The organism is Vallitalea sediminicola, assembly GCF_054408565.1.
The window spans coordinates 160,555-181,639 of sequence record NZ_BTPT01000004.1 but is presented as its reverse complement, the minus strand read 5'-3'; the positions used below and the strand labels follow the sequence as shown (position 1 = coordinate 181,639).

At 29.5% G+C, this 21,085-nt stretch carries 17 protein-coding genes; 7 read left to right on the top strand and 10 right to left on the bottom strand.

The window, feature by feature from the left end; genetic code table 11:
* The first annotated feature begins 145 nt into the window (after positions 1–145).
* The 6 genes from ACX6CF_RS02200 (at position 146) to ACX6CF_RS02175 (ending at position 8,240) form a co-directional block, all read left to right on the top strand.
* Positions 146–1,867 carry a sensor histidine kinase gene (locus ACX6CF_RS02200; protein WP_458783659.1) on the top strand — a complete coding sequence of 574 codons (1,722 nt, stop codon included), beginning with the start codon at positions 146–148 and terminating at the stop codon, positions 1,865–1,867.
* A gap of 3 nt (positions 1,868–1,870) precedes the next feature.
* Entirely contained in the window at positions 1,871–3,463 is a 1,593-nt protein-coding gene (locus tag ACX6CF_RS02195) for a response regulator transcription factor (RefSeq protein WP_458783658.1), read from the top strand.
* Between the two features lie 193 nt (positions 3,464–3,656).
* Complete coding sequence (locus tag ACX6CF_RS02190) at positions 3,657–5,108, top strand: nicotinate phosphoribosyltransferase (protein ID WP_458783657.1); 1,452 nt, start codon at positions 3,657–3,659, stop codon at positions 5,106–5,108.
* Between the two features lie 232 nt (positions 5,109–5,340).
* Entirely contained in the window at positions 5,341–6,855 is a 1,515-nt protein-coding gene (malQ, locus tag ACX6CF_RS02185; protein ID WP_458783656.1) for a 4-alpha-glucanotransferase, read from the top strand.
* Positions 6,856–7,007: 152 nt separating this feature from the next.
* Positions 7,008–7,724, top strand: a complete 717-nt coding sequence (locus tag ACX6CF_RS02180) for a lysophospholipid acyltransferase family protein (RefSeq protein ID WP_458783655.1) — start codon at positions 7,008–7,010, stop codon at positions 7,722–7,724.
* Between the two features lie 132 nt (positions 7,725–7,856).
* The gene (locus tag ACX6CF_RS02175) at positions 7,857–8,240 is read left to right on the top strand and encodes a hypothetical protein (RefSeq protein WP_458783654.1); all 384 of its coding nucleotides are present in this window, start codon (positions 7,857–7,859) and stop codon (positions 8,238–8,240) included.
* A 15-nt stretch (positions 8,241–8,255) separates the two neighbouring features.
* Here the strand turns inward: ACX6CF_RS02175 and ACX6CF_RS02170 are convergent, their stop codons facing one another.
* The 6 genes from ACX6CF_RS02170 to ACX6CF_RS02145 all read right to left on the bottom strand — a co-directional run bounded on the left by ACX6CF_RS02170 (position 8,256) and on the right by ACX6CF_RS02145 (position 17,024).
* Positions 8,256–9,863, bottom strand: coding sequence for a CTP synthase (locus tag ACX6CF_RS02170; RefSeq protein WP_458783653.1), 1,608 nt, complete (start codon positions 9,861–9,863; stop codon positions 8,256–8,258).
* A gap of 178 nt (positions 9,864–10,041) precedes the next feature.
* On the bottom strand, positions 10,042–11,439 hold the full coding sequence (locus ACX6CF_RS02165; protein WP_458783652.1) for a S41 family peptidase: 1,398 nt from the start codon (positions 11,437–11,439) through the stop codon (positions 10,042–10,044).
* 76 nt (positions 11,440–11,515) lie between these two features.
* Entirely contained in the window at positions 11,516–13,021 is a 1,506-nt protein-coding gene (locus ACX6CF_RS02160; RefSeq protein WP_458783651.1) for an S-layer homology domain-containing protein, read from the bottom strand.
* A gap of 25 nt (positions 13,022–13,046) precedes the next feature.
* Positions 13,047–16,019 carry an S-layer homology domain-containing protein gene (locus ACX6CF_RS02155; protein WP_458783650.1) on the bottom strand — a complete coding sequence of 991 codons (2,973 nt, stop codon included), beginning with the start codon at positions 16,017–16,019 and terminating at the stop codon, positions 13,047–13,049.
* A gap of 302 nt (positions 16,020–16,321) precedes the next feature.
* Positions 16,322–16,714: a DUF2752 domain-containing protein gene (locus ACX6CF_RS02150; protein ID WP_458783649.1), complete on the bottom strand. Its 393-nt coding sequence runs from the start codon at positions 16,712–16,714 to the stop codon at positions 16,322–16,324.
* Positions 16,715–16,724: 10 nt separating this feature from the next.
* Positions 16,725–17,024, bottom strand: coding sequence for a DUF4190 domain-containing protein (locus ACX6CF_RS02145; protein WP_458783648.1), 300 nt, complete (start codon positions 17,022–17,024; stop codon positions 16,725–16,727).
* A 282-nt stretch (positions 17,025–17,306) separates the two neighbouring features.
* Between ACX6CF_RS02145 and ACX6CF_RS02140 the strand changes: the two genes are divergently transcribed.
* Positions 17,307–17,897 carry an accessory gene regulator ArgB-like protein gene (locus ACX6CF_RS02140; RefSeq protein WP_458783647.1) on the top strand — a complete coding sequence of 197 codons (591 nt, stop codon included), beginning with the start codon at positions 17,307–17,309 and terminating at the stop codon, positions 17,895–17,897.
* 117 nt (positions 17,898–18,014) lie between these two features.
* Here ACX6CF_RS02140 and ACX6CF_RS02135 read toward each other — a convergent pair whose 3' ends face one another.
* From ACX6CF_RS02135 to ACX6CF_RS02120, 4 genes are all read right to left on the bottom strand, one after another.
* A complete protein-coding gene (locus ACX6CF_RS02135; RefSeq protein ID WP_458783646.1) occupies positions 18,015–19,271 on the bottom strand; it encodes a sensor histidine kinase in 1,257 nt (418 codons plus the stop codon).
* Between the two features lie 2 nt (positions 19,272–19,273).
* Positions 19,274–20,020: a LytR/AlgR family response regulator transcription factor gene (locus tag ACX6CF_RS02130; protein ID WP_458783645.1), complete on the bottom strand. Its 747-nt coding sequence runs from the start codon at positions 20,018–20,020 to the stop codon at positions 19,274–19,276.
* Between the two features lie 267 nt (positions 20,021–20,287).
* Entirely contained in the window at positions 20,288–20,440 is a 153-nt protein-coding gene (locus tag ACX6CF_RS02125) for a cyclic lactone autoinducer peptide (protein WP_458783644.1), read from the bottom strand.
* Complete coding sequence (locus ACX6CF_RS02120; protein WP_458783643.1) at positions 20,434–21,033, bottom strand: accessory gene regulator ArgB-like protein; 600 nt, start codon at positions 21,031–21,033, stop codon at positions 20,434–20,436. The genes ACX6CF_RS02125 and ACX6CF_RS02120 overlap by 7 nt, the downstream gene beginning before the upstream one ends.
* Positions 21,034–21,085 lie beyond the last annotated feature (52 nt).

Below are 21,085 nucleotides of genomic sequence, written 5' to 3'. Positions count from 1 at the left end.
AGTAATCCACCACAACATATCTTAAGATTTCTTGCTCAATATTAACATGTTATTGTATTTTTATTAATTACCATTGTATATTACTCTGTTTTTTATTAGAATTTATATATAAGAACAAACGTTATTAATAAAGGAGCAGCATATTATGAGGCATATACTAAAATCATCCTTATCCAAAAAACTTATCATCAATTTCCTAATAGTAATAGTAATAATTACTCTAATCAATCTATGGGTTAGTTATACTAACGTTGGGCTTGTTAAAAAAGAAGTTCTTGATTCATATTCCAACTCTCTTCACTTGCTATCAGAAGAATTGAATAATTTATTACTAGATAAAGAAACTGTTGCGAAACAATTAGTTTATGATGATGATATATTGGCACTAAACCAATCACCTCAAAATAAAGTCTCTTGGGAATATATGGAGCTATATAAAAAATTGAAATTCATACATGGTACCAATGCTCTACAATCTCACATTATAGTATTTCTATATAATAAGAAATTATTATTTTCATCTATATATGGTACAGATTATATTGGCGAAACTTATAATTTTGATAACTTCTTTGATGCAAGAAAGAACAGTCAATGGATCTATAAATACAGTAACTTAGAAGATAATTATGTATTAAGTTACTATAAAGCCCCTTTTCAAAATACTCAAACTGGAGTTCTTGCCTACATAGAGATCAATGTGGACGAGATACAAAAACTTTTAGGAAATTTAGCTATCAAAGATAGCGGTACCATCTTTCTAACTGACGAAAAAGGATTTTCAGTTTTTTCCAAACAACAGATACCCATTGATAAGCAATCCGTTCTTGAAACAATAAATAATTCAGATAATACTGATGGTATGTTCGACCATAATTACAATGATAAACAGATAAAAATAATCTATAACAAAATGCCTACAACCAATCTAACCCTAGCTATGGCATTTCCTGTTGAAAACATCATGAAACCTATTAAACAGAGCCAGACTCTTCTTTTTATAATAGTAGGATTATCTATAATGCTAGCAGTTGGTTTTACAATGTTTTCTTATAGAAAAGTTCTCCATCCTATAAATCAGCTGGTTGAAGGTATGCATGAAGCGAGTAAAGGTAATTTCAAAATACAGTTAGAACATAATTGCAGACACGAAACAGGATTCATGCTTGATCAATTTAATCTTATGGTAAATGAAATTGATTCTTTGGTCAAAGAAGTATATGAAAATAAACTTAACTATCATCAATCACAGTTAAAACTACTTCAATCACAGATAAACCCTCACTTTTTATATAATTGTCTTAATTTTATTTACCAGATGTCTGAATTAGAAGACACAGAAGGTGCGGCAGAAATGTCATTATATCTAGGAAAATATTTCCGTTTTGCCACTAAATCAGATCAAAATCTAGTAACAATGAAAGAAGAACTAGATAATATCCATTCTTATGTAAAAATACAACAAATGCGTTACCCAGGTAAAATAAACTATTCCATTGATCTAGATACCAAGATTACCGATTTTATCGTTCCAAGGCTTATTATACAACCTCTGGTAGAAAATGCAATAATACATGGTATGGAAACTCTTACTAATAGCGCTAACATCTATATAAGTGCAGAATTACAGGAAAAGATGATTATAGTCATTGTGGAAGATGATGGCAGTGGCATTACAAAAGAACAGGCAAAAAAAATTAATGATACCCTTGATGAAATGAGGCTGGATAAATCAGGACATGCACTAAATAATACACATTGGCGTTTAAAACTGAAGTTTGGAAAAGAAGCTGGTCTACGTATAGAATCAAGAGAACCCAAAGGAACTATTGCTAAGATTACGATTCCATTAGATAAGGAGTGTTAACTTATGTTTAATTTATTGATTGTTGATGATGAGGTAACTGCTGTAAAAGGATTAGCTTATGGTATTAATTGGAATGATATAGGTATTGACGAAATATTCACTGCCTATAATGGTCAAGAAGCTCTAGAAATAATTAAAAACAATAAGATTGATATACTGATATCTGATATAAGAATGCCCTTGATAACAGGTCTTCAACTAGCAGAAAAAATACAAGAGACCTATCCGTTGACTAAGATCATATTGATATCTGGTTATGATGAATTTGATTATGCCCAAGAAGCTATCAAATATCAAGTATTCAGATATCTAACCAAACCCATAGCCAATGAAGAAGTAAAAGACGTAGCTAAAAATGCATTGGAAGACATCAAGAATAATCTAAGGAAAAATCAAGAATTGGAGAATGCTAATCTTCAAATTGAAGAAATGATGCCTTATGTTATAAAAGATTACTATGAAGAAATAATAATAAAAGGTAATACTTTTCTTTTAGATGATAAAGAAGCAAATAAATATCTATCAATTAATACTGACGACTATTTCATAATGCTGGCATGTAAATTTGATGGACCTTATATTAATATGCCTCTGAAAACAAGAGAAACCTATAAATTGGCTTTTGTTAATACCATCAAAAAATATATTTCCGTACTTACACCAATCTATAATATTTATGACCACTATGATCATCTGATTTTTGTATATAGTAATAACTCAATATCCAAGCTACAAGAATTAGACTGTGCTATCTCTAAGTTAGCTGAAACTATGCAATATGCATTCAAACATTCATTAAGTCATACGTTATCCATGGCTTGGAGTAAAGTCTCATCAATATCTAATATACATGAAACCTATAAAAGTCTGAACAACCAAATAAACCGTCATCTTCATAATGAAACAGGTATAATAATATCCCCTTGTCAAAAAGAGAAAATCCAAGCAAACTACTCTTTGCTTAATATTAGGAAATGCCCTACTTTCAAATCCTTATTAGAATCATATGACGTCAATAAATGTGTAGATAAAATAGAACTAATATTCAAAGAACATTCTAAACTAGGTTACCACACAAAAGATTTAACCCTCAATATATTCTATACACTAACTAATAACTTAATAGAATCTTCTATAAGCAACAATATCTCTGTTAACGAATGGATAAAAGATGAAAGTTATCTATATAGTTATGAATCTATTGATTCAATAAAACAATTAGAATATTGGTTAATCACGAATACCAAAAACTATATTAAACATATTCTTTCTCAAACAGAAAGCGAGAAACATACTCTAATTAGAAAAGCTAAACAATATATTCTAGATAATTATACTAAACAAATACTGCTTAATGATATTGCAAATGACTTATTCATACATCCTAATTATCTATCTAAACTGTTCAAAGATACCGAAAACATTAATATCACTCAATATATAACCAATCTTAGAATTGAACATGCAAAAGAATTACTTTCTGAGACTAATTATAAAATATATGAAATTGCCGAAAGCTGTGGATATAGCAGTACAGCTCATTTTAATCGTACTTTCAAAAGAGAAGTAGGTGTGAGCCCAAAAGAATATAAATAAAAATAAGTTACCTTAATAATTTTATCAGTTATTAGCATAATATCTTGAATGTTATGTTATAATAGTATAAACTATAAAAAACGTGACTATGTCACAGTATTTATATAAGGAAATAATTTTTATTTATAATAAAAATAAGATATAAAAAATTGTTAATTTAATATTTTACTAATTACGAAAGAAGGAATAAAAAATGCATGGCGCGGATTTAACATTGCTGACAGATTTTTACCAATTAACTATGATGCAAGGTTATTATGATCTTAATTCAAGAGACCAAGTAGCTGTGTTTGACCTTTTCTATAGGGTCAATCCACATGGAAGCAGTTTTTCAATTGCTGCTGGTCTACAACAAGCAATAAGTTACGTTAATCATATTCATTTTACTGAAGATGATATTGAATATTTAGCTGATCAGAAAATATTCAAAAATGATTTTCTTGAATATCTAAGAACATTTAAATTTACAGGAAATATATATGCTGTACCTGAGGGAACAGTAGTATTCCCTAATGAACCAATTTTAAAAGTTGTTGCTCCTCTATGTGAAGCACAGCTTATTGAAACTGCTCTTCTTAATATTATTAACCATCAGAGTCTAATCGCTACAAAAGCTGCACGTGTAAAATGGGCAGCAGGTGATGACATTGTTCTTGAATTCGGATTACGTAGAGCACAAGGACCAGATGCAGGTAATCTAGGAGCAAGAGCTGCTGTTATAGGTGGCTGTAGTGCAACATCTAATGTAATGGCTGCCAAATGGTTTGATATCCCAGCAAAAGGTACTCACGCTCATAGTTGGGTTATGAGTTTTTCTGATGAACTAACATCATTCAGAAAATATGCTGAACTGTACCCTATGAATTGTTTATTACTTGTTGATACATATAATACATTGAAATCAGGAGTTCCTAATGCTATTAAAGTCTTTAAAGAGTTAAAAGAAAAAGGAATAAAACCGGATTTCTATGGAATTAGATTAGATAGTGGTGATTTATCTTATCTATCCAAAAAAGCAAGAATAATGTTGGATGAAGCAGGTTTTGAAGATGCTATTATTAGTGCTTCCAGTGATCTTGACGAATATTTGATTCGTGATCTTAAGTTACAAGGATCCAAGATTACACTATGGGGTGTAGGAACTAATCTAATTACATCAAAGGGCAATCCTTCATTTGGTGGTGTTTATAAACTATCTGCTAAATATGACGGAGATAATTTTATACCAAAAATGAAAATATCAGAAAATCCTGAGAAAATTACTAATCCCGGTAATAAAAAAGTTATTAGAATATATAATAAACGTTCAGGTAAAATAAAAGCTGATTTAATAGCTCTTAATCATGAAAATGTAGATGAATCACAACCTTTAGTGTTATTTGACCCACAATCTACGTGGAAACAATTGATATTACAACCTGGTACTTATTACACTAGAGAATTGTTGATACCAATATTTATTGATGGTAAATGTGTTTATGAGAACCCAAGTACTTTTAATATAAAAGCGTACTGTGAAAAAGAATTGTCTACTCTATGGCCTGAATCAAGAAGACTCATGAACCCTCAAAATATATATGTTGATTTATCCCATGAGCTATTTGAATTAAAACAATCCATGATTAAGCAATATAGAAATCAATAATAATTTAGTAGTATTAAATTACCGACTGTCTCATAATACATTTATAGCTAATAAGTTTATATAATTTGTATTATGGGCAGTCTTTTTTTAATTCCATAATTATTTATTAGTGTGATTAAATAATTTATTCTTAGTAAATACTATCTTTAGATTATAATTTGTTAATTGATTATCATGGACATAAACTATTTTATGAGATAAATCATATTATATTTATTCAGGAGGGATTTTATTGAAAAATATTAATGATATTATGAATAATCAAAGATTGTCTGGTATATTACTACACCCTACCTCTTTTCCAAGTAAATATGGTATAGGTGATTTAGGCAAGGGAGCATATGAATTCATTGATTTCCTAGTAAAAAGCAAACAGAAGTTATGGCAAGTGTTACCTTTAGGTCATACTGGTTTTGGTGATTCACCCTATCAGTCTTTCTCATCATTTGCAGGACAGCCGTTAATTATAAGTTTAGATAAATTGATTGAACTAGGTTTAATCAGTAATAAAGACACTACTTCTACTCTTTCCTTGGAGTCCAATCAAATTGATTATGGTACTGTTATCAAATATAAGTTATCCATTTTAAAAAAAGCTTATGATAATTTTTTAAAAACCAATAATAACTTTCTATATAAGAAATGGTTAACCTTCTGTGGTAAAGAAAAATATTGGCTGGACGATTACTCTTTATTCATGGCTTGCAAAGATTATTTTGGAGGTGAAATGTGGGTTAATTGGGATAGTGATATTGCTCATCCTTCAGAAGGTAGTAGACTACAGTGGATCAATAAATTATCCTATGATATAGATTTCTATAAATTTATTCAGTTCATTTTTTATGAACAATGGAAAGCGCTAAAGGATTATGCCAACAATCATGATATCATAATCATTGGTGATTTACCTATATTCACTTCTTTTGACAGTAGTGATGTATGGGCTGACAAAGAATTATTTCTACTAGATTCTGATGGTTATCCAACCTATGTGGCTGGTGTTCCTCCAGACTATTTTAGTCCAACAGGACAATTATGGGGTAATCCACTATACCATTGGGATAATCATAGAAAAACATCTTATAGATGGTGGATAAGTAGATTAGCCCATATATTGAAAATGGTTGATATAGTAAGAATTGATCATTTCAGAGGTTTTGAAAGCTATTGGTCCGTTCCTTATGGTAATACAACCGCTATAGAGGGTAATTGGAGAAAAGGACCTAATGAAGAACTGTTAAATGCTTTTATTGATGCTTTGGGAACTAATCTACCTATAATAGCAGAAGATCTGGGAATAATAACTGATGAAGTCAAGAAATTAAGGGATGATTATAATCTTCCCGGAATGAAAATACTGCAATTTGCTTTTGAAGATTTAGCCGATAACGAATTTTTACCTCATAATTATCACTATAATAGTATTTGTTATAGTGGTACCCATGATAATGATACTTCTTCAGGTTGGTATAATAAAACTCCCCAAATTAATAAAGATAAGGTCAGACGATATATGAATACAGATGGCAGAAACATATCTTGGGATTTTATAAGAACTTGCTTTGGCTCCGTTTCGAAGATGGCAATAGTCCCTCTTCAAGATATTTTATCTCTAGACAGTAATGCAAGAATGAATATCCCTGGTTCATCTATGGGTAATTGGCAGTGGAGATACACTAGCAACATGTTAACAGAGAATATTGTAGACAAATTGAAAGAAATAACCAAGCTATATGGAAGAGAATAGAGGATGAACTCTATGTTAAAAACTATAGCGATTTTAAGGGATTAATGATATAATGATGAATACATGTATAAGATATTTTTAATTAGCACATAAGCTTACAATTAAAACATATACTTATAATGTATATAAAATTATCAGGATAAGGTGATTATATGCGTGCAGTAATTATAATACTTTTTTTAGCTATCTATTTAATTCTTGCTTTACCTGTACTCTTAATAGGTTTTATATCAGGTTTATTTTCCCAAAAAGCCCAATACAAAGTTGGAAAGTTCATTGTGACACATCTATGTAGAGGCATTATGTTTTTTACCGGAAGTAAAGTAACAATTAGTGGTATAGAAAATATCCCAGATGAAACTGTACTATTTGTAGGAAATCATCGAAGCATATTTGATGTTGTTCTATTGATTAAAGTTATTAATCGTCCTTTTGGTTTTATTGGAAAAAAAGAATTGACAAAAATACCTTACTTGAATCTATTACTAAAATTAACGGGCGGATTATTCTTAGATAGGAATAATTTCAGAGAAGGTCTTAAAATAATTCTAGCAGGTATAGAAATGTTGAAATCAGGTCTTTCAATGCTTATTTTTCCAGAAGGTACTAGAAACAAAGAATCTGAAGAACCTTTACCTTTTAAACAAGGTAGCTTAAAATTAGCTGAAAAAGCTAATGTACCAATTGTTCCATTTGGCATAAAAGGGACAGATAACATCTATGAAAATAATAATGGTCTTACTGTAAAACCAGCTAGAGTTAAAATTAATTTCGGTAAACCAATTCTATTAAGTGAATTACCACAAGAGGATATTAAAAAAAGTGCAGTTTATGTTCGATCTGAAATTGTACAGTTACTCTCTAAGTAATAAATCACTTATAAATAATAAAAATGTAGAGGAAATTTGATGATTTAGCAAATTTCCTCTTTGTTTTTTATCTAATTAATGATAGAATATATAGAACGCACTAATAAGTATCTTTTCAAAGGAGGTGCACCTATGGAGTGGTGGGAAATTCTATTGCTTGTATTAGGAATTATTGTTGTAGTACTTGTTATTCTTTTTTTTGTAGGAAGAAAATTACAAGGTAAAGCCAATGATCAGCAATCAGTAATTAATCAAAACAAAACGACAACATCTATACTTGTTATAGATAAGAAGAAACAAAAAGTAAAAGATTCTAATTTACCAAAAATGGTACAAGACCAAATTCCTAAATATATTCGTTTCAGAAAATTGCCTATGGTAAAAGCAAAAATCGGTCCTAAAATTACTACTTTATTATGTGATGACAAGGTATTCAAAGAATTGCCTGTTAAGAAAATGGTAAAAGTAGATTTAGCTGGTATGTATATAGTCGGAATGAAAGGCTATAAAAAATAAGAAAAAGCCAAGACATTAATTTGTCTTGGCTTTTATACTTGCACCTACAAAGTCTCTAAATAATGGATGTACTTTGTTAGGTCTTGATTTAAATTCTGGGTGAAATTGAACACCAACGAACCATGGGTGATCATTTATCTCTATCATTTCAACAAGTCTATCATCTGGTGATACTCCAACAATATTAAGTCCTGCTTTTACAAGTGTATCTCTATATTCATTGTTGAATTCATATCTATGCCTATGTCTTTCATAGATTAACTCAGAATCATAAGCTTGGTATGCCATAGACTCTTTTTCAACCTTACATGGATAAGCTCCAAGTCTCATAGTACCACCTAATTCATCAATATCCTTTTGTTCTGGCATTAAGTCAATAACAGGATATTTTGTATTAGGGTCAAGTTCAGAACTATGAGCACCATCATATCCTAAGATATTTCTTGCAAATTCAATAACTGCACATTGCATTCCTAGACATATACCAAAGAATGGAATCTTGTTTTCTCTTGCATATCTTACTGCTAATATCTTACCTTCAATACCTCTGTCTCCAAATCCACCTGGAACTAAGATTCCATCAGCATCTTTCAAGTAATCATCTGCATTTTCACTATTAACTTCCTCTGAATTTATCCATAGAACTTCTAGCTTGGTTTTATGATATATTCCAGCATGTTTCAATGATTCTACAATAGAAATATATGCATCATGTAATTCAACATATTTACCAACTAGAGCAATCTTAACAAGGTTAGTCATTGATTTTTCTCTATCTATCATTTCTTTCCATTCGCTTAAATCAGGTTCAGTACATTCAAGATTCAATTTGTTACATACAATCTTAGCCAGTCCTTCTTTTTCTAACATCAATGGAACTTCATATAAAGTATCAGCATCAAGATTCTGTATAACACATTCTTTTTTTACATTACAAAAAAGAGCCATCTTATCTTTCATTTCTTCTGATAGTTCATACTCTGTTCTACATACTAGAATATCTGGTAATATACCAATAGAACGTAATTCTTTTACAGAGTGTTGCGTAGGCTTAGTCTTCATTTCACCAGCTTTAGCAAGATAAGGAATAAGGGTTACATGTATATATAATACATTTTCTGATCCTACTTCGGCTGATACTTGTCTAATAGCCTCCATAAATGGTAAGCTTTCAATATCTCCAACTGTTCCACCTATCTCTGTAATTACAATATCAGACCCATCACTTTTTCCTACTCTGTATACTCTTTCTTTTATAGCATTTGTTATATGTGGAATAACTTGAACTGTTGCGCCTAAGTATTCCCCTTTTCTTTCTTTGTTAAGTACAGACCAGTAGATTTTTCCAGTAGTAATATTACTATACTTACTAAGATTCTCATTAATAAATCTCTCGTAATGTCCAAGGTCTAAGTCGGTTTCTGCTCCGTCTTCAGTCACAAATACCTCTCCATGTTGATACGGACTCATTGTGCCAGGGTCAATGTTAATGTAAGGGTCGAATTTTTGTATTGTAACTTTCTTACCTCTAGCTTTTAAAAGTCTTCCTAATGAAGCAGCTGTTATGCCCTTTCCTAGTCCGGAAACAACACCTCCCGTAACAAAAATGTATTTCGTTTGCATCCTCATTTCACCTCTTAGTTATTTTTTTTATTAAATGATTACTCTATAAAAAGTAGTCTAAACAATTTTGTTCTTACTACTTTTTATAATGAACCTTATATACTTTTGGGTTATTCAATTTCTATTTAATACAACCTCTTTATTTTATTATTAGTTAGTGAAATAGTCAATAACAAATTTAATTTTCGTTTATTTTACTTAAAATTACTTCTAGAGCCTTCTCTAATTGTATATCTTTTTTATTAATGCTTTCAATCAATTTTGTATTGAGTGCCTTTAGAGTCTTATGATCTGAGACTCCATATGCTCTTAACCCCATATTCTTCTGAAATTGCGTAACAGCCTTTTCAGTCTTTTCATCGTACAGATTATCTGGTTCATTAATATCATAACCCAAATAATCTAAAATTAATTCAACATTTTTAACTTCTTCCATTTCATCATCTAAAAATAATCTTTGTGGACTCAGAATAAGATTAGGTAATATTACTTCATAATCTGGAGCAACACCTATACCATTTATTTTGTGCTCATCTCTTGATAAAAATTCCTCCATAGTCAATTTTATAGAATATTTATCTGATATATCATAAATATATTGAGCTACACCTTTACCATAAGTTGTTTCTCCAACTGTAATACCTACTCCAGAATCTTTTACTGCCGCTGCGATAAATTCTGATGCTGAAGCTGTATTTTCATTAGTAAGCACTATTAGTTCAAAAGGAGCTTTTTTCAAATTGCTTCTATAAGTTATTTTTCTGCCCTCTTTATTTACAAAATGTAGAACTGGTCCTTTTGGAATTAACATATTACATAGAGCCACTCCCGAATCAACATATCCACCTAGATTATCTCTAAGGTCAAGAATCAAATACTTCACATCATCTTTTTTTGCATTTTCAAGATATGGTTCAATATCTTTTGCTACATTTGCATTAATAGAATTTATTCTTATATAATTTATTTTTTTAGCTACTTCCTTATCTAACTTAGGAAATAACTCTTTCATTTCTTCAGTTTCAACAGCGGATATTTTAACTAAAGCTCTTTTTATATCTACTGTATATTCTTTTTTGCCTCTTCTGAAAGCAACAGTAACTATAGTTCCTTCTTCACCCTTTATTTTATTAGCAGCTTCTGTAGGTGTTAAGTTCTCAGCGCTTTCTCCATTAATTGCAATTATTAAATCTTCTGCTCTAACTCCTGCTTTGATAGCTGGTGCTTTTGGTATCGGACGTGATATTTTCACCCAATCTCCATCTTGTACAATCTCAACACCAATACCTACAAATTCTCCTGAAACAGCCTCAATTAAGGTATTTGCTTGTTCTTTGGTATAGAACGTTGAATAGGGATCTAATTCTTCAAACATACCGTCAATAGCTGCCTTAAATAACTGCTCATCTGTTACTTCTTCACCAACATAATTATCACGTATCAGTTGATATAATACTTTGAATTGTTCACCTTTATTTTCTACAATTGATGCATCCACTGCTTTTACATTAATCGGTATTAGCATCATAGATAATACCACTGCTGTAACTACGAACTTGTTGATTATTTTCTTCATCTTTTATCCCTTCTCAATTATATAATATATTATCTTCTAAATATCTTCTTTAAATAGATTTTATGTAAACCGAACTTTATTGAATCAATCTATAATAACCTGAAATATCTTCTCTCAAATAATTAATTAAATTATCAATAATTGTACTTGCATCAATCTTGGATAACCACTTTCTAGGCTCTAGGTTACCTTCTTTTTCTTCTATAATCCCAAGTTGATAACCTGCTAATATAGCTTTTCTAGCCCATGGAGATATCATGTTATCATCTCTAAATGGAGTTACAGAATTCTCTAGTCTACCTATCTTTTCAAGCCCAATGACACGTATCAGTATACATAGTGCTTCTTGTCTTGTAATAGGTCTTGATACATTGAAAATATCTCCAACACCCTTTATAAGTTTCGCATTATAAGCTGACATGATATATGGATATAGTGGATTATCTGGTAATACATCTCCAAATATAACTTTCATATTTTTTTTATTTTTACTGGTTACTTGATATTTAGTTGTATCCATATTCATTGCAAGACAAATAGCTTTTATGAATTCCCCTCTTGTTATTGCTTCTACTTCCATAGATTTATGAGGAATCTCTGTCATGATTTCCATACTATATAGTTTCTTGATATGTTCATTGGCTGGATTACTGTCCAAGAACTCAAGTCCTGCTGGAATAGGAAGTTTTTCTATTTGTTTTGCTGTACTGATCATCAAACTATTTTCCAGCTGACTTCTAGTCAACTCTGGATGATTAGTTGTTATATTGTATTTTAATGATGCTTCTCTTTCAAGTCTTTGATTATAAGTTCCATCAAAACTTATTGGAAACGGTGATGTTTTGTCATAGTACATAGTTTTCTTAGCTTCTAATGATGGATTAAGTGTTACCTGCATTCTATCTTTTGGTCCTATTATATCCATAGTCAGCTTTCCTGACTCAACTTTTGACCAAGGTTGGTCATAACCATAAATTGAACCTTCTGTTTTTATAGTGATTGTCTCTTTTTCACTTGATATGAATCTAGCTTCATAAGATACCGAAGTATCATAATAGCTGACCCCTGGTGTTATATCTTCTACACCGGTTAATGAATATATAGAAAATATATCATCTAAGATATAAGTTACCTCATCAATAATAATTTTTTCTGTCCAACTACTGACCGTAGAATCTCTGACAATCTGTTTTTTGAAATCTCCATCAACATAATAAAATGAAGTTGTAAAATTTATAGTCCTATCAAGCGTACTGTTTTTTTCAATATTTTTAGCGCTTATTACATATTTTTCAGTATAACTTCCTGCTTCTTTTGTATTAATTACATCATCATTCTTAGTAACTTTTATAGTACCTTCGAATTCAATTGGTTCACCCGAAATATAAACCATTTCCTTATAACGCATAATCCTTGTTTTTTGTGGTTTTACCGGAACATATTTCTCAATGGTCTTAGGTAGGTTAGTTCCTTCCGATATGCCCCCAAAATAACCCATATCACCCATATCAGCAGAAACACATATGCTGGTGACACTAAAAGCGAATATCAAAAATATTATTTTCATGCCTATTCTTTTCATCGATTGTCCACCCTTTCTAGTTATTTTACTTTTCTACAAGAATAATATATCCGTCAACATCTCTAGCTCCTTTAGTAGCAAGTTTAGTAATGAGATATTCATCCGTGATTACCCTGATTACATCACCTTTTTCTAACATGTCTGGTGATATGACTTCATTGTTCTTAATTATAATAGTGTTAGTCTTAAGATTAATCTTAGCATAACTATTACTATAACTTAGATCTTTCCAGCTATTATTCGTTTTGTTATATACTATAGTATCTTTTATACTGATCGCACCACTCTCAGTCTCATATATCTCACCTTTTACTCCGTCCAGACAATATGGATTTTCGATGATATATTTTGCTTTTGTTCCATCTGAGATAATAGTGTAAACATCATCTACCTTTGTTTTCTCAGAGTAATCTAAGAAATCTTCTTGTGGAACTATTCCGTTAGTATCTATAATGACTGTTTCATAATCTGTAGTGAACATACGTGGAATAGGTGAATATATCCATTTCATTCCTTTTAGTAATGCAAAAGATTGCACCTGCATATCTTCATTTTCATTTATACTCTTAATACGTCCCCTGAATATTGATGTAGCTTGATTACTCGGTTCATGAGTTATGTTAACTATTACAGCTTTTTGATTACCGTTCAAGATAACTTGTGCATAATCTGGTGATACGATATTATTATCTTCTAACAGCTTACCATTCTTAACTACAATAGTACCATCATGAGTATTAATGTAATTAGGACTTTGTAATATCTTGAATTTATTATTTCCATTGGAATAGGTTACATTGTCACTAGCTAATATATTCTCTCTTCCTGTTCCAAAAGTTACTTTTAACACTTTTTCATCATCATAATACTTTTCCATCGCTACATAAACATCAATATCTGGTGATTTCAGATAATTTAATGCGTAGTCAAGAGATATCTGCTTGGAATCTAAGTAATACTCTATATTCTTAGAAGAGATATCAAGTATTTTTGATTTGGTATAATCTCTCCATCCAGCTTTTGTCAACTCATAACTATTGAGTACAGTCAGCGTCCTCTGTGAATTATTAAGGCTACCGAGTTTTCCTTTGTAGATATTAGCTACAGTATTACCATACTCATCAACTTGAATTTCTTTAACGGACTCAGTAATTGTTCCTGGTTCAAAAACAGCTTGGTTAATAAGCATCTTAACTACTTGTCCTTCTTGCAAAGCATATTGTGATATGTTTTGCCCTGATTTTTTTACAGGTATGTTGGAAGCTATATCATATATAGTTGAACTAAGATCATCAAATTGAACCCATAAACGTAATCCACTAGCTCCGTTATTAACTATCTGTTTGATACTTCCATACTTTACAATATAATTGGTCTTAGCACTTATTGATAATACATTTTTCCCATCTGGCGACATTTTAAGATCTACTAAATCGCCTGCTTCAACATCATCTATAGTAGTATCTCTTGGATCAAATCTAAAATCTGGAAACAGTTCATCTATATAACCAATCTCATCTTCAGTATCATAATATTGTTGTTTTTCAACTTTAACAGCTTTCTTTTGATAATTCTTTGTTACTTCTTTTCCATCCCAAGTCATAATAGTTATATAATTAAAAATCGGATTATTTTCTTTTACAATACCGCTTAATGTATCAAATATAACCTTATCACCTGCAAGTTCTATTTTATTAACCAAATTATTGTCTATATACAATTTTACTTTACTGCTTATAGGCGCATTGGGTATCTTCACATTAAGATCATTTATTTTTATTGTTCCATCAACATTGTTATATATTGATGATTTCATCTGATATGTATAACTGACTCCTCTATCACTAGTTATAGTTATTCTACCATTATCTATTTCATTAAGTGGTTGTAATACTCCTTCAAGTTCATAAGGTTCATTGATACCCTTACCACAAGCATACACCATTTCTTTTGTATCATTATCTACAAGATATTCAATATACTCGCCTTCTCTTAGATTAAGCAAACCACCAACAACTCCATTAATCAATACGGGTACATCTTTAATTAATATCTGTTCATTTGATTTTCTCTTATATTCATAATTGACTTCATTGACTTTTCCGGTTTCATCTGTGATTAATATTCTTCTTGTTGCAATACTGTCAGCAGCACCCATTGAATTACTATCATCAATATACGCTACAGTACCATTTAGTTTAGTAATGTTCATAGTGTTATAAGCTATATCGTCAAGATTTTTTAGAGTCTGCGCCATCTGTTCTCTAGTAACTATTCCTTTTGGATTAAATTTATTATTACTTCCTACCATTATTTTTTTCTGTATTACTGCTTCTACATAAGGAATAAACTCTCTATCAACCTTTTCCCAATCGCTATAATTGAATATATCTTTTTGTTTGTATAATGGACTTATAAGATCAGGCTGTTTATTGTTTATAGCTTTTACTAACCATACAGCTAATTGTTCTCTTGTAACTGCCCCTCTTCTAATGAAACTTTCTGATGGGTTTAATTCCCATTGTTCTTCGACAAGTGCATTATCCAGATCATCTGCAGTTATTAACCCCATGTTTTTGGCTAGTTGTAAATAACCTTTTGTCCAAAGTGTCAGAACATGGTCGGGTAAATCAGGATTATCTTGTAATAATTGATTTCCTGCTTTTTGTGCGGCTTCTTCCATACCTAATATTCTAAGTAATACTGCTAAAGTCTCTTCATTACTTATTGATGCCGTTGGTCTGTACTTTTTAGCATTATTTTCATTGTATCCTTTTATTATCTGTAATGCGCCAAATCTTGTAATAGGCTCTATTGACCAGCTACTAGGACTTACATCCGAAAACTTAAGATTCTTGATTATTGCATCAGCACCTGACCTTGCAAGATATACATTCTGCACTGGTTCCTTCAATACGCTAGGGTCGGTTACAGCATATACTGGCAAAGCAGTTATCATTAGTGTGAATATTATTAAATACGTTATAAATTTTTTCATTTACCCCATCCTCCGTTATAAAATATATATAAGTATTTTTTCCCTGACCAATAATTCTTATCAACTTATTAGTAACAGGAAATGAAATACAATTTGTACAAATCTATCCAATATATTATATCATAATATTTCGCCAAAATGGGACTAAAATTGCACTGTTATCTGATTGTAACAATTAATGAGGCAAATCGCCTAAGACTATTTTGCTATAAAAAAATTATTAAGTTTTTATAAAAACAGATAAAAAAATGGAAAATAGATTTACGAATAGATACTATTTTCCAATTTCAAAGAAGAGATACTTATTTTAATAGAATCTGCAATAACCAACTTGCAACAATAATAAAACAAATACCTAAACTAAATATTATATTAAATTTACTTATGTACACGTTATACTTTTTTCTAAATAAAAATATACTACTATTGATAATTTGACAAATTACAAGTAAGTAAAGGGGTAGTCCTGCATAATTATAATTAAATGCTTTTTTGAAACTACCGTTACTGATGGATACAAAACTTCTTGTTAATCCACACGAAGGGCAATTATGTCCTGTCATTTCTTTTACTACACATTTGCCAATTATAATATCATGTGTTAAATAAACTTCATCATCTTTAATATAAGCTACTGCTGATACTATAATAATTAAAGCTAAGGCTGTAATTATTACAATATTAAAGATAACCATATAATTAATCTTATACAAAATTATTCAATTGAGAGACTGTTGAAAAAAGTCCTACTACAAGTAATATAACTAAACCAATAGTAATAATTCCTAGTATAAGTCCTGCTATAGCCATACCTCTTCCTGTTTTATCCTCGTTTTCTTTATTAGCATTAAGAAATATCGCTCCAAAGATTATAGCTAATACGGCTAGTATAATAGATAAGTACCAAAAACAAAAAAATACTATTCCGACTATACCACAAACCATAGATGCTACAGAGAGACCTTTGAATTTTACTTCTTGGTTTGAATTATTTAAGTCTGACATGCTTGTTTCCTCCTTCAATCTTTATAGAAAAATTATAACATATTTAAATGTATATTTCCATAAACTTATAATTAATCCAAATGTTTCTAATAGATTAATTATTCATAGCTCACATCGAACTAAAATTTTTCAAATTCCAATGCACAAAAAGGGGGTTTAATGTAACGAAACCTCTTTTGACTGCATTTTAAAACATGTAGTATCCCCATTGAGACATAATCCATAGTTATTGCCTCTTAACTATGATATCTTATAGCCATATCAATACAAAGGGTGAACGTAATGCTTATTGATAGGCCAATTAAAGTACTGACATATAAGTTATATAAAGAAACTCTAATACCACATAAGAATATTAGAGTAATGAGATATGGTATATATGCTCTATATAGTGAATGTGTAAAGCTTGCCATATTAATTATATTCTTTAGCTTGATTGGAACGCTAAACGAATTTTTATTTGCTTTAGTTATTCTACTTTTAATTAGGCCCTATAGTGGAGGAATTCACTTCAACAGTTTTATGGGATGTTTTTTATTTACCTTTGGGTTTTTCATCCTAAATGTTGCTATTATACCAAGTTTGAATTATATAAACAATCCCTCAGTTTATATAGTTTTATATCCCATTAGCCTGTTGATAATATTTTTATGTTCACCCATGCCCTCAAAACATAGACCGATTAAAAATAAAAAAATCAAAAATAAATATAAATTTTTAGCTACATTTTTTACCGCTACAATATATTTAGCTTTATTATTAATAGAATTAGATCCTACATATAAGGCAATAGGGTTATGGACCATTAATCTTCAAGCTACCCAATTATTAATAGGAGGAGGTGTAACACGTGAAAAATCTAAAAAAACATAATTATTTTCTACACACTATAGCAGGTTTCTTTGTGTTTTTATCTTGGTTTCCTGTTAACAGAGCTAGTTGGCTGTTATTCGGTGAAATTCCTTGTCCTAAATGTTTACAAAAATAAAATCAGTTACTAAATAATATCTTAAAACATATTTGTTCTTCTTCGTACGATATTTGTATATTTCCTTTATGTGATTTAACAATTTTATTTACATTGTATAATCCAAAACCTCTATTAGTACCTTTTGTTGAATATCCTTTTTCAAAAACTTTATTTAATGTATCAAATTTAACTGGTAAACTAGTATTTTTAACTTCAATAATTGTATTATCCTTTTCTTGAAATAAATTTACATTTACTTCTTTTTTAAGATGACTTTGACAATAAGTTGCTGATTCTATTGCATTGTCTAATAAGTTACCTAAAATATCCACAAATTCATAGTCTTCAATTGGATATTCGGGAAAAGGACTATAACAATTGTAATTTAACTCTATATTATTTTGTTTTGCTTTAATTTTTTTACTATATAATATGGCACTAATGACATTATTACCTGTATTTAATAGTATATCATCTGAATGAAATTGATATCCTTCAATAACACTATTAAGATAATCAAGTAATTCGTCATCTTGGCTTTTTTCTGCTATACCATAAATTGCATTTAATTGATTCTTTATATCATGTTGTTTCGCTCTAACATCACTTAACAAGTTTTCTAATATTGGGTTATATTCCATGTATATTTCATTAGCTTTTTGTTTTTGTTTTATTTGAAGTAATTGTTTAAAAACTATTGCAACTATTAGAGTCCAAGTTATTATACCAACAATGATTAAAGAAATATAATGTACACTTTCAAAATCAATTTTCCATGAAATAAAATAAATTCCTAAAGGGACAGCTATTAAGATAATCAACCATTGAATAATTGTTTTAAATCTATTGTATAAAGAAACTAATCCATTCATGGGAATATACTTATAAGTAAATATAGATATTACTAATAAGATTATATTACATGATATTGCAATAAAATCATTCTGTCTAACTACACCTAATATCTGAAAAACAAAAACAGTAATTAATTGAATAATTAATAGATATATAGTTGCCACAGTATATTCAAAAATTAGTAATTTCACAGATATATCAGTAATTAATTTAAATACAATTAAAATAACAATGCCAAGCATTATCTCTTTTAAAGGAATGTTAAAATAGATAAATAGAGTTACAATAATAATATGTAATATAATTAATATTAACTTATATATTGGACCTTTGAAAAATAGTCTCTTATCAATTTTACTTAGCACTATAATCAAGCTGCTTATTTCTAATATATTCATTATTATAAAATAAACAAAATCCATTATTACATTCCCCCCTCAATCCTATTAATCACATCAATACTATACTTGTCTCCAATTAGCGCTACCTCTTCATAGTCATAGAAATTGATATCCCAAGCTTTTTTATTATGTTTTTCTATGCTTCTTATATGATTAATATTGACTACATAACTCCTGTGAGTTCTAATAAAATAGTCGACTCCCGTTTCATCAAGCATTTCAAGCATTTGTTTAAATGTCATACTTGGAATTACAATTTTGCCTAGAATAGTATGTAAATACAGCTTTCTCCTACATGACTCCACAAAAAATATATCGTTAACTGATACTTTATGGATAACGTTTTTCAGCTTTATAGTGATATACTTTTTATCTTGTTTACTTTCTTTATTTATCTTATTAATGCCTTTCAATATTTTGTTTGTTATGTCAATTATTTTATTTTTAGTGAAAGGTTTCTCAATAAAATCATAACAATGGTATTCTTGAACTGCTTTTGGCAAATACATTAGATGTGTGGTAATAAATATAATATAAGACAGTTCATATTGTTCCATGGATCTTATTATCTCAGCTATTTTTAATCCGCTTATATCTGGTAATTGAATATCCAAAAAAAACAGATCCATTTTAATCTCTCTTAATAACTTAAGAGCCATTTTACCTGTCCCTGCTTTATAGATTCTCACATCACCAAAATTAGTCTTTAGAACATATTCTAGATTATTTCTTGATGTATCATTGTCTTCAACTATAAGTATGTTATTCATATAACCATCCCCTATATAATGAATAAATTTCTTATATTAAATCAGAATACTATTATTATACCTAAATATCTCAGTAAATGGTATCTATTTCCACAAAAAAGCATAAAAAAATATGGATTATTAATCCATATAATTAATTTTAAAAAGATGGTAGACTTTCATACTTGTCCAATAGGTAAGTTATTAACATTAATAATATCTGCTAAGGGATAGATATTATTTTTTTAATACGCTTTATTCTGAAGCATGAAAGCCCTTGTTTCAAAATTAATCATTTTTTCTAAGTTTTTGTGGTACTTTTGGTTGATTAAAGAACCATATGCACGCTGTTTGAACAGAAAGTGAAGCTACTGCAATACCAATCAATCCTACTAAACCTAATAACTTTGTTGATACTTTTTGGTTAATTGTTGCTAACATATTTTGACCTCGCTCTCCTTTTTATTTATTATTGGTAGAACTGTTAGTGACTCCATAAATACAGCAATAGCAGCTACCATATAATACTGTTCTAATGAATTAAAAAATATGCTCATGGTTAAAATAATTATTGCTTGAAGTATAACCGTAATCATACTTTTCCTTTTATAAGCATCTTTTTCTGAGTTACATAGAGGTTTATTAATTGTATCAACAGGCGCATAAGTAATAATAATTATGCATGATTCTATTAGTACCAATATAATTATTATAAGATTTTTATCAAAATCTAATAATAAATGGGAAATTATAATTGCTAAAAAACACGATAACAAAAAATATGTAAAACATTTCAAATGTGACTTTGCATGATATCCTCCAGCTTGTATTCTAAGTGAACAGAAAAAAAACATAAATACAATTACTTTTAACAAACATTTGAAAATGATTCCTATGATAATCATACCGGCCAGGATTAAAAGTGATGATATAACAATTTCAAATCCATATGTATAAACTTCTTTATCATCTTCCTTAATAATTTTCTTGTCAATTAGTTTGCTAGATATTTTATTTGAAAATTCATATATCACATTTATCCCCCTCTCACATTTTTAATTTTATACCAATTACAATACAAATCAA